The organism is Cellulomonas sp. S1-8, assembly GCF_026184235.1.
Classification (GTDB): Bacteria; Actinomycetota; Actinomycetes; order Actinomycetales; family Cellulomonadaceae; genus Cellulomonas.
This window is the reverse complement of the sequence record NZ_CP110806.1, coordinates 1281149-1294735: the sequence shown is the minus strand read 5'-3', so window position 1 is coordinate 1294735 and position 13587 is coordinate 1281149. Positions and strand designations below refer to the sequence as shown.

General features: G+C 74.4%; 12 protein-coding genes. 10 read left to right on the top strand and 2 right to left on the bottom strand.

Annotation, left to right across the window (positions count from 1 at the left end):
* Nucleotides 1-67: 67 nt before the first annotated feature.
* The 4 genes from OKX07_RS05775 to OKX07_RS05760 all read left to right on the top strand — a co-directional run bounded on the left by OKX07_RS05775 (nt 68) and on the right by OKX07_RS05760 (nt 4320).
* Nucleotides 68-1696 (top strand): acyl-CoA carboxylase subunit beta, encoded by a 1629-nt coding sequence (locus tag OKX07_RS05775; RefSeq protein ID WP_416220833.1) that lies wholly within the window; start codon nt 68-70, stop codon nt 1694-1696.
* 19 nt (nt 1697-1715) lie between these two features.
* Complete coding sequence (locus tag OKX07_RS05770) at nt 1716-2291, top strand: hypothetical protein (RefSeq protein WP_265630893.1); 576 nt, start codon at nt 1716-1718, stop codon at nt 2289-2291.
* Nucleotides 2288-2545 (top strand): acyl-CoA carboxylase epsilon subunit, encoded by a 258-nt coding sequence (locus tag OKX07_RS05765; RefSeq protein ID WP_265630892.1) that lies wholly within the window; start codon nt 2288-2290, stop codon nt 2543-2545. The genes OKX07_RS05770 and OKX07_RS05765 overlap by 4 nt, the downstream gene beginning before the upstream one ends.
* A gap of 68 nt (nt 2546-2613) precedes the next feature.
* Nucleotides 2614-4320, top strand: coding sequence for a DUF885 domain-containing protein (locus OKX07_RS05760; RefSeq protein WP_416220862.1), 1707 nt, complete (start codon nt 2614-2616; stop codon nt 4318-4320).
* A 29-nt stretch (nt 4321-4349) separates the two neighbouring features.
* Here OKX07_RS05760 and OKX07_RS05755 read toward each other — a convergent pair whose 3' ends face one another.
* Nucleotides 4350-5078 (bottom strand): vitamin K epoxide reductase family protein, encoded by a 729-nt coding sequence (locus OKX07_RS05755; protein ID WP_265630890.1) that lies wholly within the window; start codon nt 5076-5078, stop codon nt 4350-4352.
* Between the two features lie 196 nt (nt 5079-5274).
* On the opposite strand from OKX07_RS05755, the gene OKX07_RS05750 reads away from it, so the two are divergent.
* The 6 genes from OKX07_RS05750 (at nt 5275) to efeB (ending at nt 12032) form a co-directional block, all read left to right on the top strand.
* On the top strand, nt 5275-5940 hold the full coding sequence (locus tag OKX07_RS05750; RefSeq protein ID WP_265630889.1) for a Maf family protein: 666 nt from the start codon (nt 5275-5277) through the stop codon (nt 5938-5940).
* 128 nt (nt 5941-6068) lie between these two features.
* Nucleotides 6069-7886 (top strand): biotin carboxylase N-terminal domain-containing protein, encoded by a 1818-nt coding sequence (locus tag OKX07_RS05745; protein ID WP_265630888.1) that lies wholly within the window; start codon nt 6069-6071, stop codon nt 7884-7886.
* 13 nt (nt 7887-7899) lie between these two features.
* Nucleotides 7900-8382, top strand: a complete 483-nt coding sequence (locus tag OKX07_RS05740; RefSeq protein WP_265630887.1) for an NUDIX hydrolase — start codon at nt 7900-7902, stop codon at nt 8380-8382.
* 128 nt (nt 8383-8510) lie between these two features.
* Nucleotides 8511-9374: an iron uptake transporter permease EfeU gene (gene efeU, locus OKX07_RS05735; RefSeq protein ID WP_265631826.1), complete on the top strand. Its 864-nt coding sequence runs from the start codon at nt 8511-8513 to the stop codon at nt 9372-9374.
* A gap of 56 nt (nt 9375-9430) precedes the next feature.
* The gene (gene efeO, locus OKX07_RS05730) at nt 9431-10645 is read left to right on the top strand and encodes an iron uptake system protein EfeO (protein ID WP_265630886.1); all 1215 of its coding nucleotides are present in this window, start codon (nt 9431-9433) and stop codon (nt 10643-10645) included.
* 4 nt (nt 10646-10649) lie between these two features.
* The gene (gene efeB / locus OKX07_RS05725; protein ID WP_265630885.1) at nt 10650-12032 is read left to right on the top strand and encodes an iron uptake transporter deferrochelatase/peroxidase subunit; all 1383 of its coding nucleotides are present in this window, start codon (nt 10650-10652) and stop codon (nt 12030-12032) included.
* Between the two features lie 27 nt (nt 12033-12059).
* Here the strand turns inward: efeB and OKX07_RS05720 are convergent, their stop codons facing one another.
* Nucleotides 12060-13586 (bottom strand): NAD(P)H-quinone dehydrogenase, encoded by a 1527-nt coding sequence (locus tag OKX07_RS05720; protein ID WP_265630884.1) that lies wholly within the window; start codon nt 13584-13586, stop codon nt 12060-12062.
* Nucleotide 13587 lies beyond the last annotated feature (1 nt).

Below are 13587 nucleotides of genomic sequence, written 5' to 3'. Positions count from 1 at the left end.
GCACCCTCCGGCAACACGGTCGGCGCAGTGCACGCGGCAGGTGGACGTCCACAACTAGCCTCGTCGGGTGACCCAGGACGACCCCACCGCAGCCGGCGCCCCGCCCGGACCCACCGCCGGCCCCGCGCGCACCACCGCCGGGCTCCTCGACGACCTGCGCGCGCGGCGCGCCGCAGCCGTCGACGTGCCCGAGGAGAGCGCCGTCGCCAAGCAGCACGCGCGCGGCAAGAAGACGGCGCGGGAGCGCATCGAGGCGCTGCTCGACCCGGGCTCGTTCGTCGAGCTCGACGCGTTCGTGCGGCACCGCTCGACCAACTTCGGGCTCGAGAAGAAGCGCATCGCGGGCGACGGCGTCGTCGTGGGCCACGGCACCGTCGACGGCCGGCCGGTGTGCGTGTACTCGCAGGACTTCACGGTCTTCGGCGGGTCGCTGGGCGAGGTGCACGGCCAGAAGATCACCAAGGTCATGGACCTGGCGCTGCGCACGGGCGTGCCGCTGGTCGGCATCAGCGACGGCGGTGGTGCGCGCATCCAGGAGGGTGTCGCGGGCCTCACGCAGTTCGCGGAGATCTTCCGGCGCAACGTGGCCGCGTCGGGCGTGATCCCGCAGATCAGCCTCATCCTCGGCCCGTCGGCAGGCGGTGCGGTGTACTCCCCCGCGCTCACCGACTTCATCGTCATGGCCGATGGCACGTCGAACATGTTCATCACGGGCCCGGACGTGATCCGCGCGGTGACGGGCGAGGACGTCGGCTTCGAGGAGCTGGGCGGCGCCACCACGCACTCGACGCGCTCGGGCGTCGCGCACTACATGGCGTCGGACGAGGACGACGCGATCGACTGGGTCCGCACGCTGCTCGCGTACCTGCCGACCAACAACCTCGCCGAGCCGCCCGCGTACGCGCACGAGGCGGACCTCGAGCCCACCGACGACGACCGCGTCCTCGACACCCTCGTGCCGGACTCCGACAACCAGCCGTACGACATGCACACCGTCCTGGAGACGGTGCTGGACGACGCCAGCTTCCTCGAGATCCAGTCGCTCTACGCGCAGAACGTCGTCGTCGGCTTCGGGCACGTCGAGGGGCAGCCCGTCGGGGTCGTCGCGAACCAGCCGATGCAGATGGCCGGCACCCTCGACATCAACGCGGCCGAGAAGGCCGCCCGGTTCGTGCGCACGTGCGACGCGTTCGGCATCCCCGTCCTCACGTTCGTCGACGTCCCGGGCTTCCTGCCCGGCACGGACCAGGAGTGGAACGGCATCATCCGGCGCGGCGCCAAGCTCATCTACGCGTACGCCGAGGCGACCGTCCCGCTGGTCACGGTCATCACGCGCAAGGCGTACGGCGGCGCGTACATCGTCATGGGCTCCAAGCAGCTCGGTGCCGACGTCAACCTGGCCTGGCCCACCGCGCAGATCGCCGTCATGGGCGCCGGCGGGGCCGTGAACATCCTGCAGCGCGGTGCGCTGAAGACCGTCGCGGAGGCCGGCGGCGACGTCGACGCGGAGCGCCGCCGCCTCACCGCCGAGTACGAGGACGCGATCGTCAACCCGTGGGACGCCGCCGACCGCGGGTACGTCGACGACGTCATCGAGCCGTCGCAGACCCGCGCACAGGTGGTCCGCGCGTTGCGTCTGCTGCGCACCAAGCGTGCGAGCCTGCCCCCCAAGAAGCACGGGAACATCCCCCTGTGACCCGCGACGGGAGCACCGCATGAACCACGACGACCACGACCACCACGGCGAGGCCGGCCACCCCGACGAGCACGACCCCGCGTCGCACGGCCGGGAGCCGCTGACCGGCGTGGACTCCCGCGACCTGCACGCGACGGTCGACGAGCTGTCGGCGGCGCTGCACGCGTACGTCGAGACGGCCGTGGGCGTGCGCGCGGAGTTCGGTGCGCGGGAGGCCGACGAGGACCCCCGGGTCCTCGCGCTCGAGGCCCGCGTCGGCGGGCTCAACGCCCGGCTGTACGACCTGCTGCACGCCCGCCTCGGGCTGCACGCCGACCTCACGGGCATGACCTGGGACGACTCGGGGTCCGACGACGACGCCCCGGTCACCCCGGGCGACCACGACACGTTCCACCTGGGGTTCGTCGTCGAGCTGCCCGCGACGGTCAGCGACCTGACGCTCGACGCGGTCATCGACATCGTCGACGACGGGGGCGCGCAGATCGCGCACACCCTGGGTGCGCGCGGGTTCGTCGTCGGCGAGTGGGGGGCCGGGCGCGGCGCCCCGGTGCTGCTCGACGACGAGGACGACGACGACGACGAGGACGGTCTGTGAGCACGTCGGACGACGACGACGCCGTGCGGTCGGACGCGCACGTGCAGGTGGTGCGGGGCACGCCGGACGACGTCGAGCTGGCGGCGCTCGTCGCCGGGCTGGTCGCCGCCGCGTCGCGACGCGCCCCGCAGGAGGACGGGCCCGACCTGCCCGCCCGCGCAGCGCGCGCCCGGTGGACCGCACCGGGCCGCCTGCGCGGCACGACGGCGCCCGTGCACGGACCGGACGCGTGGCGCTGGAGCCTGCACCCCTGAGCACCGCCGCGGGCCCGCGGTGAGGCGCGGTCACGCGCGGCGCCCGACGGCCGACGCGTCGTAGGGTGCTGCGCGTGACGTCCCCCGCGACCGGCCCCCGTCCCGTCAGCCCCGTCGACGGCGTCGCCGACGCCTACGTCGGTGCGCTCGCCCGTCTCCACCCGATCGCGGCGACGTACCTCGGCGTGCCGGGCCACGAGCGCGAGCTGACGGACTTCTCGCCCGACGCCGCGGCCGAGCGCGCCGACCGCGCCCGCTCGGCCCTGCTGGCGCTCGAGGGGCTCCCGCACGCGGACGCCGTCGACGAGGTCACCGTCGGGGCGATGCGCTACGCGCTGCGCAGCGAGATCGACCTGCACGACGCGGGCGAGGAGGAGCGGCTGCTCAACAACCTCGCGTCACCGTCGCAGAAGGTCGTCGAGATCTTCGACCTCATGGCCACGGACACCGAGGAGGCGTGGGACGACGTCGCGGCACGCCTCGCGCAGGTGCCGGCGTCCCTCGCGTCGTACGTCACGTCGCTGCGGTCGGCCGCGGCCCGCGGCCACGTCGCCGCCGTCCGGCAGGTCGAGGCGGTCGTCGCGCAGGCGCGCGAGGTGGCCGACGCCGAGGCGTCGCCGTTCACGCGGCTCGTGCGCGGCGACGACGCGCGACGCGTCCTCGGCGACGACCACCCGCTGCAGGCGGACCTGGAACGTGCCGCCACCTCCGCGCGGGACGCGTACGCGGACCTCGCCCGCGTCCTGGCCGACGAGCTGGCCCCGCACGCGCCGGTGCAGGACGCGGTCGGCCGCGAGCGCTACACCCTGTGGTCCCGCAACCACCTGGGCGCGGACGTCGACCTCGACGAGACGTACGCGTGGGGGCTCGAGGAGCTCGCCCGCGTGCAGGCCGAGCAGGCCGACGTCGCGGCGCAGGTCGCAGGTCCCGGGGCGGGCGTCGCGGAGGCCGTCGCGCTGCTGGATGCCGACCCGGCGCGCCGGCTCGCGGACACCGACGCGCTGCGCGCGTGGATGCAGGCGACGTCCGACGCCGCGATCGAGGCGCTCGACGGCACGCACTTCGACATCCCGGCGCCGGTGCGCACGCTGGAGTGCCGGATCGCGCCGTCGCACACCGGGGCGATCTACTACACCGGTCCCAGCGACGACTTCAGCCGCCCGGGCCGCATGTGGTGGTCGGTGCCGCCGGACGTCACGTCGTTCTCCACGTGGCGCGAGCGCACGACCGTCTACCACGAGGGCGTGCCGGGCCATCACCTGCAGATCGCGCAGGCCGTCTACGAGCGCGCGACGCTGAACTCGTGGCGTCGGCTCGCGGCGTGGACGTCGGGGCACGGCGAGGGCTGGGCGCTGTACGCCGAGCGGCTCATGGCCGACCTCGGCTTCCTCGACGACCCGGGCGACCGCCTCGGCATGCTCGACGGGCAGCGGCTGCGCGCCGCACGCGTCGTGTTCGACCTGGGCATGCACCTGGGGCTGCCTGCGCCGGCCGAGGTCGGGACGTGGACGCCCGCGTCGGGGTGGGACTTCCTGCGCGGCAACGTCGCCATGTCGGACTCGTTCGTGCGGTTCGAGTTCACGCGCTACCTCGGCTGGCCGGGGCAGGCCCCGTCGTACAAGGTCGGGCAGCGGCTGTGGGAGCAGGCGCGGGACCACGCGCGCGACGCCGCGGCGGCGCGCGGCCAGGTGTTCGACCTGCGGGACTTCCACGCGCGCGCGCTCGCGCTCGGGTCGGTCCCGCTGGCCGTGCTGCCGACGGCGCTCGCGTCCTGACCGCCGGTGCCCCGGGAACGGGGCACCGGTCAGACGAACAGCGTCCAGCCGTACTTGGCGAAGACCACCGCGGCGAACAGCACGAGCACCGCGACGGTCACGAACCAGTCGTTGCCCGACGCGACGAACCGCCGACCCCACGGTCCCCAGCGCCCGGGAAGCTTCAGATGGCCGTCTCGCACGTTCACGCGGGTCAGCCCCGCCCAGACGAGCGTGGTCGTGACCGTGATGAGCAGGCACCAGGGGCACAGGGCGCCGATCACGAAGAACGACTGCTGGAACAGCCACCAGGCGAAGACCAGGCCGGCCGTGTAGATCGCCTGGGCGCTGAGCATGAACCAGCGGGGGAAGAGCACGCCGCCGGCCATCGCGACGGCGACCGTGATGACGATGGCCTCGGCCGCGATCCCGAGGAACGCGTTGGGGAAGCCGAACAGCGCGGCCTGCCAGCTCGCGCCGACCTTCCCGCACGAGATGACCGAGTTGAGGTCGCAGCTCAGCGACGCCGTCGTGTTGGTCGCCCTGGCCACGGCGATCGGGATGGCCTCGTACGACAGCACGAACGACGTGTACAGCCCGATGAGCCCGGAGACGAGCATCTCGATCGCCGTGCGGCGCCGCCACGCCAGCGGCGCGGGCCGCAGCAGGTCCGGGTCGTCGTCGATCAGATCGGCGCCCGGGTCGTCGAGCGCGTCGTCGTGCTCGTCGACCGGGTGCCCGGCGTCGCCGCCGCGCACGTCCTGGGTCGTCTCCTTCACCGTGGCCTCCTCGCCCCTGCAGTCCGACGCGCCATTGTGCCCTGCGCACCTGTGCGCCGGGGCAGGTCGGACGTCCCGGCACCCGCCCCGGGCCTCCGGGCGCGTGCCTGCGGACGCCCCTGCGGGGGCACGGCGGGGGTCTCGACGGACGCACGGGCGGAGGTCTCGGGACGCGCGGGCCGTTAGGGTCGGCCCCGTGATCCGGTTGCTGCTCGCCTCCGCCTCCCCTGCCCGCCGCGCGACGCTCACCGCCGCGGGGCTCGCGCCGCTGGTCGCGGTGTCCGGCGTCGACGAGGACGCCGTCCTGGCCGCGGCCCGCGAGCGGTTCGGTGACCTCGAGCCGGCCGACGCGGTGCTCGTGCTCGCGCAGGCCAAGGCGGAGGACGTCGCGCGGCGTCTCGACGAGATCGACGTCGACGGCTGGGGCGACGACGAGGACGTCGTGGTGCTCGGCTGCGACTCGATGCTCGAGATCGACGGCGCGGTCCTCGGCAAGCCGGCGGACGCCGACGACGCGGTCGCGCGCTGGCACGCCATGCGCGGCCGCACGGGCACGCTCCACACGGGCCACTGGCTCGTCGACGAGCGCGACCCCGCCGACGGCGGCACGCGCGCGACGCTCGGCGCGACGGCGTCCACGGTCGTGCACTTCGCGGACCTGTCCGACGCGGAGGTCTCCGCGTACGTCGCGACGCGCGAGCCCCTCGCGGTGGCGGGTGCGTTCACGGTCGACGGCCTGGGTGGCCCCTTCGTCGAGCGCATCGAGGGCGACCACCACAACGTCGTCGGCGTGAGCCTGCCGCTGCTGCGTCACCTGCTGGCGGAGATCGACCTGACGATCCCGACGTTCTGGCGGCCCTGACCCGTCCGCGGGCTCGCCGTGGAGGGTTCCTACAAGAGTCGCCGGTGCGGCCTTGAAGGTTGCCTCAATCTTGCGCCGACGGTGGGCCGCGCCGCGGGCACGCCGGTGCGCGCGCGCTACGGTGAGCCGTGCCACTCATCACCAAGGTCCTCGTCGCGAACCGCGGGGAGATCGCCGTCCGCATCGCCCGCGCCTGCCGCGACGCCGGTGTCGCGTCCGTCGCCGTGTACTCGGACACCGACCGCGAGGCGCTGCACGTGCGCGTCGCGGACGAGGCGTACGCGCTCGACGGTGCCCGCGCGGCGGAGACGTACCTCGACATCGCCAAGCTGCTCGACGTCGCGCGGCGCGCCGGGGCCGACGCCGTGCACCCGGGCTACGGGTTCCTGGCCGAGAACGCGCAGTTCGCCCAGGCCGTGATCGACGCCGGCCTGGTGTGGGTGGGTCCGCCGCCCGCGGCGATCGAGGCGCTGGGCGACAAGGTCAGCGCCCGGCACATCGCGCAGCGCGCGGGCGCGCCGCTGGTGGCCGGCACCCCCGACCCCGTCGACGACGCGTCGCAGATCCACGCCTTCGCTGCGGAGCACGGCCTGCCGATCGCGATCAAGGCGGCGTTCGGCGGCGGCGGTCGCGGGCTGAAGGTCGCCCGCACCGCCGACGAGATCGACGAGATGTACGAGTCCGCGGTACGCGAGGCGGTCGCGGCGTTCGGGCGCGGCGAGTGCTTCGTCGAGCGCTACCTCGACCGGCCGCGCCACGTCGAGACCCAGTGCCTCGCCGACACGCACGGCACGGTCGTCGTCGTCTCGACGCGCGACTGCTCCCTGCAGCGTCGCCACCAGAAGCTGGTCGAGGAGGCGCCCGCGCCGTTCCTGTCCGACGAGCAGAACGCGACCCTGATCAAGTCGTCGCAGGCGATCCTGCGGGAGGCCGGGTACGTCGGCGCCGGGACCTGCGAGTTCCTCGTCGGCCTCGACGGGACCGTGTCGTTCCTCGAGGTCAACACCCGGCTGCAGGTCGAGCACCCGGTGACCGAGGAGATCAGCGGCATCGACCTGGTGCGCGAGCAGCTGCGGATCGCCGCCGGGGAGCCCCTCGGGTACACCGAGGTCACGACGCGCGGGCACTCGATCGAGTTCCGCATCAACGGCGAGGACCCCGCCGCGGGCTTCCTGCCGGCGCCCGGTCGCATCACGCGCCTGCGCTTCCCGTCCGGTCCGGGCGTGCGCGTCGACTCCGGCGTCGTCGAGGGCGACACCGTGTCCGGCATGTTCGACTCGATGATCGCCAAGGTCATCGTCACCGGCGCGACGCGGCGGCAGGCCGTCGAGCGCGCGCGCCGCGCTCTCGCCGAGCTCGAGGTCGTCGGCATCCCGACGGTCGTGCCGTTCCACCGCGCGGTGCTCGACGCCGAGGCGTTCGTGCCCACCGACGACGCGCAGCCGTTCGCGATCCACACGCGCTGGATCGAGACGGAGTTCGCCGCGACCGTCGCCGGCCTGGGCCGCACCTCCGCGCCCGCGCACGACGAGGAGCAGCTGCCCGTCGGGGCGCTCGAGCGCGTCGTCGTCGAGGTCGGGGGCAAGCGCCTCGAGGTGGTCCTGCCTGCCGCGCTCGGCCTGGGCCGCGGCTCGGGCACGGGGCCGGGGCGCGCCGGTGCGGGCAACCGACCCGGCGCCGGGCCGCGCCGCACCGCGCGGCCGCGCGCTGCCCGCTCGGGCGGGTCGAACGGTACGACGCTGGCGTCGCCCATGCAGGGCACGATCGTCAAGGTCGCGGTCGCCGAGGGCGCGCTGGTCGCCGAGGGCGACCTCGTGGTCGTGCTCGAGGCCATGAAGATGGAGCAGCCGCTGGTCGCGCACCGCGCCGGCACCGTGCAGTCGCTGACCGCGGGCGTCGGGTCGAGCGTCAGCGCCGGCGGCGCGATCTGCGAGATCGTCGGCTGACCGCGGCACGCGCGTGAGCGGACCACGGCACCCCCGCCCCGGGGACGGCTGGGTCGTCTGCGCGTGCGGGCGACGGCACTGGGGCCTGCACGGCGCCGCCGGTCTGCTGCTCGTGCGCCGCGACACGGGCGGGCTCGCGACGGACGTCGTGCTGCAGCACCGTGCGCTGTGGTCCGACCAGGGCGGCACGTGGGGCCTGCCGGGCGGCGCCCGGGAGCCCGACGAGACCGCCGTGCAGGCCGCCCTGCGCGAGGCGCAGGAGGAGGCGGGCGTCGACCCGCGCGTCGTCGCGGTCCGCGGTGAGCACGTGCTGGCGCACCCCGACTGGTCGTACACCACCGTGATCGCGCACGCGGTCGCGCCGTTCACGCCCGCCGTCACGGACACCGAGAGCCTCGAGGTCCTCTGGGTGCCGCTCGACGAGGTCACCGACCGGAGCCTGCTCCCTGCGTTCGCCGACGCGTGGCCGCTGCTGCGGTCGCGCCTGGACGAGTGATCCTCGCCACGCGCTCACCCCTGTGCGCCGGAGACCTGCTGGAGTACGCTCGCCCACGGTGAGGATAGCCTTACCTTCCGATGGGCGGGTTTCCGCTCGTCGTCCTGCCCGGCGCACCCAGGGACACCATGTTCGCCAACTTCCTCATCGGGCTCCGCGAGGGCCTCGAGGCCGCGCTCGTCGTCGGCATCCTCGTCGCCTACCTCGTGAAGCTCGACCGTCGTGACCTGCTGCCGGCGCTGTGGTCGGGCGTCGGGGTGGCGGTCGGCACGTCCCTGGCCTTCGGTGCTCTCCTGACGTTCGGCCCGCAGGGCCTGACGTTCGAGGCGCAGGAGGCCATCGGCGGCGCGCTGTCGATCCTCGCGGTCGGCCTCATCACCTGGATGATCTTCTGGATGGCGCGTACCGCCCGCACGCTGCGCTCGGAGCTGCAGCACCAGCTCGACGGCGCGGTGGCGACGGGCCGACGGGGCGTCGCGGTCGTCGCGCTGCTGGCCGTGGGCCGCGAAGGGCTGGAGACCGCGCTGTTCCTGTGGGCAGGCGCCAAGGCGGCCGGTACGACGACCACGGCCCCGCTGCTCGGTGCGGCCCTCGGGATCGCGGTCGCGGTCCTGCTGGGATGGGCGCTGTACCGCGGAGCCGTCCGCCTGGACCTGCGCCGCTTCTTCGCCTGGACCGGTCTGTTCCTCATCGTCGTCGCCGGCGGGGTGCTGGCGTACGGCATCCACGACCTGCAGGAGGCGGGCCTCCTGCCCGGCCTGCACACGCTCGCCTTCGACGTCTCGGCGGCGGTCCCGCCGTCGAGCTGGTACGGCACGGTGCTCAAGGGCGTGCTCAACTTCTCCCCCGCCACCACCTGGCTGCAGGCGATCGCCTGGACGTGCTACGTGGTGCCCACGACGGTCCTGTTCGTCCGCACCACCTGGGGGACACCCCGACGCCCGGCGTCCCCGGCGGCAGCCGTCGCCGCGAACGCCCACGCCGCCGCCTGACTCCGCACCCGTCCTCCGCACCCACCCCGGCGCACCGCGCCCACCCGAGGAGACACATGTCCGCGCCCGCCCGCCACCCGCGTCGCCACCTGCGTCCCGGCCTGGTCGCCATGCTCGGCCTGCCGCTCCTGGCCGCCTGCGTCGCCAACGACGCCACCGCCGGGGAGTCCGGCGCCGCCGGCGCGATCACCGTCGAGTCCAGCGCCGACGCGTGCACCACGTCCACCAGCACCGCACCGTCGGGCACGCTGACCTTCACCGTCACGAACACGGGCGACGACGTCACCGAGTTCTACCTCTTGGGCGAGGACGGCCTGCGGGTCGTGTCCGAGGTGGAGAACATCGGCCCGGGCCTGTCGCGGGACCTCGTCGTGCAGGCCCGCCCGGGCGCGTACTTCACGGCGTGCAAGCCCGGCATGGTCGGCGAGGGCCTGCAGGCCGCGTTCACGGTGACGGACTCGGGCACCGAGGTCGGCCCCACGGGTGACGTCGCCGAGCAGCTTGCGACCGCCGAGGCGTCGTACGTCGCGTACGTCAAGGACCAGGTCGGCACGCTGATCTCGGGGACCGAGGAGTTCGCCGTCGCGTACGCCGCGGGCGACGACGAGAAGGCGCGCGCGCTGTACGCGGCGACGCGCGTGCACTGGGAGCGTGTCGAACCCGTGGCCGAGTCCTTCGGCGACCTCGACCCGCTGCTGGACCTGCGCGAGGCGGACCTCGTCGACGGCGACACGTGGAGCGGCTGGCACCTCGTCGAGAAGGACCTGTGGCAGCCGACGGCCGACGCGAACGGCGGCGTCGCGTACGTGCCGCTGACCCCGCAGCAGCGGCAGGCCGCGGCGGACGACCTGGTCACCTACACGCAGCAGCTCGTCGACGAGGTCAACGACCCCGCCTTCACGTTCGAGGCGTTCCAGATCACCAACGGTGCCAAGGAGCTCCTCGACGAGGTCGCCACCGGCAAGGTCACCGGCGAGGAGGAGATCTGGTCGCACACCGACCTGTGGGACTTCGCGGCCAACGTCGACGGCGCCCGGGTGGCGTACGAGGTCGTGCAGGACGTCGTCGTCGCCGCGGACCCGGACCTGGCCGCCGACCTCGACGATCGGTTCACCGCGCTGCAGGACCTGCTCACGCAGCACGGGTCGATCGAGGACGGGTTCGTCGGGTACGACGAGCTGACCGCCGCCGAGGTCAAGGACCTCGCGGCCGCGGTGGACGCGCTGTCCGAGCCGCTGTCGCAGCTCACGGCGACCGTGACGAGCGCGTGACGCGATGACCGGACCGACCGCCACCGACCCCGACCGGGACGAGACCCGCGAGGACCCGCCCCGCGGCATGAGCCGGCGCGCCCTGCTGGGCTGGGGCGGGGCGGTCGCCGTCGGCGCCGGCCTGACAGGGCTGGGTGCCGGGCGGGCAACCGCACCGGCAGCTGCCGGCGTCGCCCCCACGGGCGCCGCGCGGACCTACCCGTTCGCGGGTGCGCACCAGGCCGGCGTGGTCACGCCCGCGCAGGACCGCCTCCACCTGGCGGCGTTCGACCTGACGACCACGGACCGCGCCGACGTCGTCGACCTCCTGCGCCGGTGGACCGTCATGGCGAGCCGGCTCACGCAGGGCCTGCCCGCCGGGCCGTTCGGTCCCACGTCCGGCCCCTACGACGCCCCGCCCGACGACACCGGCGAGGCCCTCGACCTGCCGGCCGCGGGCCTGACCATCACCGTCGGGTTCGGCCGCTCGCTGTTCGTGGGCACCCCGAAGGCCGACGGCTCGCCGGGGATCGACCGCTTCGGGCTCGCCGACCGGCTGCCCGCCGCGCTCGTCGCCCTGCCGCAGTTCGCGGGTGACGTGCTCGACCCCGCGCGGTGCGACGGCGACCTCGTCGTGCAGGCGTGCGCCGACGACCCCCAGGTCGCGGTGCACGCGATCCGCAACCTCTCGCGCGCCGCCTTCGGCACCGCGACGATCCGCTGGGCGCAGCTCGGGTACGGGCGGACGTCCTCCACGAGCACCACCCAGCGCACGCCGCGCAACCTGTTCGGGTTCAAGGACGGCACCGCCAACGTCATGGCCGAGGAGCACGACGCGCTCGACGAGCACGTCTGGGTGCGGCCGGACGACCCCGCGGGTGACTGGTTGGCGGGCGGCACGTACCTCGTGGCCCGACGGATCCGCATGACCATCGAGACGTGGGACCGCTCGTCGCTGCGCGAGCAGGAGACGATCATCGGGCGCACCAAAGGTGAGGGCGCACCCCTGTCGGGCGGCACCGAGCACAGCGCGCCGGACTTCGCGCTCGCGGGCGGCGACGGGACCCCCCTGATCGCCGTCGACTCCCACGTCGCGCTCGCGCACCCCGACGCCAACGGAGGCGCACGCATGCTGCGCCGCGGCTACAACTTCACCGACGGCAACGACGCCCTGGGACGCCTCGACGCCGGACTCCTCTTCCTGGCGTTCGTGCGCGACCCGCGGACGCAGTACGTCCCCATTCAGGCGACGCTGTCCCGCGACGACCGCCTGTCGGAGTACCTGCAGCACACGGGGTCAGGCCTGTACGCGGTCCCTCCCGGGGTACCCGATCTTCCGCTCGGCGAGGACGGCGGCGCCCTGCTCACGCCCGACGGCCCGTTCTGGGGCCACACGCTCCTCGCCTGAGCGCGCCGGCCTCGCCGGCCGCTCCTGTCAGTCCGTGCTGCGCTGGTGCAGCATGCGGGCGACCTCGGCGATCGTCCCCGACATCGAGGGGTAGACCGTCGACGCCTCCGCGACCTCGTCGGCCGTGAGGCGGTGCGTGACCGCCAGCGTGAGCGGGAAAATCGACTCGCTCGCGCGCGGGCCCACGACGACCGCCCCCAGCACGGTGCCCGTGCCGGAGTGCGCGAAGACCTTGACGAACCCGTCGCGCACACCGAGCATCTTGGCGCGCGGGTTGCGCGACAGCGGCAGCATGCTCGTCCGGTAGTGCGTGCCCATCTCCCGCAGCCGCGTCTCCGACAGGCCGACGGTCGCGATCTCGGGTGCCGTGAAGATGTTCGCGGAGATGGTGCGCAGCGACAGCGGACGCACGGCGTCGCCGAGCGCGTGCGACATCGCGATGCGCCCCTGCGTCGCCGCGACCGACGCCAGCGGCAGGACGCCCGTGCAGTCGCCGGCCGCGTACACGCCGCGCAGGTTGGTGCGCGAGACCTTGTCGACCTCGATGTGCCCCGACGGCGTCAGCCGCACGCCCGCCTCCTCGAGGCCCATGCCGCGCGTCGTCGGCACCGACCCCACGGCGAACAGCACGTGCGACCCCTCGACCGTGCGCCCGTCCTCCAGGGTGACGACGACCCCGTCGGCCGTGCGCCGCGCCGCCGACGCCCGCGAGCGCGACATGACGGTCATGCCGCGCTGCGTGAAGACGCGCTCGATGAGCTCGGCGGCGTCCGCGTCCTCACCGGGCAGCACGCGGTCGCGGCTGGACACCAGGACGACGTCGGCGCCGAGCGAGGTGTAGGCGCCGGCGAACTCGGCGCCCGTCACGCCCGAGCCGACGACGATCAGCCGCTGCGGCAGCTCGGACAGGTTGTACATCTGGGTCCAGGTGAGGATGCGCTCGCCGTCCGGCCGCGCGTCGGGGAGCACCCGCGGCGTCGCGCCCGTGGCGACGAGGACCACGTCCGCCGTGAGCTCGCGCTCGCGCCCGTCGGCGTCGGTCACGGCGACGTGCTCCGGGTCGACGAGCCGGCCGGTCCCCGCGACCACGTCGACGCCCTCCCGCTCGAGCCGGGTGCGGATGTCCTGCGACTGCGCCGTCGCGAGGGTCTTGACGCGGGCGTTGACCGCCGGCACGTCGATCCGGTGCCGCAGCACGTCCGCCGCACCCACGGGACCCCCCGCGGCGCCGCTGCCCGCCAGGCCGTCCAGCCGGATCCCGAGCTCGGGGGCGCGGTCGGCGATGGTCATCCACTCGGCGGTCGCGATCAGCGTCTTGGACGGCACGACGTCGGTGAGCACGGCCGACCCGCCCAGCCCGGAGCGCTCGACGACGGTCACGCGGGCGCCGAGCCGGCGTGCGACCAGCGCGGCCTCGTACCCGCCGGGGCCGCCGCCGATGACGACCACGTGCCCCGTGGGCGGGTCGTCGGGGGCCTCCCGGACGGTCGAGGCGGCCGTCGAGGACGACACCTGCGGCTGGTCGGGGGTCGCGGCGGTCTGCTGGCTGCTCACG

Excerpts from the sequence above, each read along its gene's own strand:
- efeU (WP_265631826.1), top strand. The coding sequence starts at position 8,511 with ATGTTCGCCAACTTCCTCATCGGGCTCCGCGAGGGCCTCGAGGCCGCG.
- OKX07_RS05770 (WP_265630893.1), top strand. The coding sequence starts at position 1,716 with ATGAACCACGACGACCACGACCACCACGGCGAGGCCGGCCACCCCGAC.
- efeO (WP_265630886.1), top strand. The coding sequence starts at position 9,431 with ATGTCCGCGCCCGCCCGCCACCCGCGTCGCCACCTGCGTCCCGGCCTG.
- efeB (WP_265630885.1), top strand. The coding sequence starts at position 10,650 with ATGACCGGACCGACCGCCACCGACCCCGACCGGGACGAGACCCGCGAG.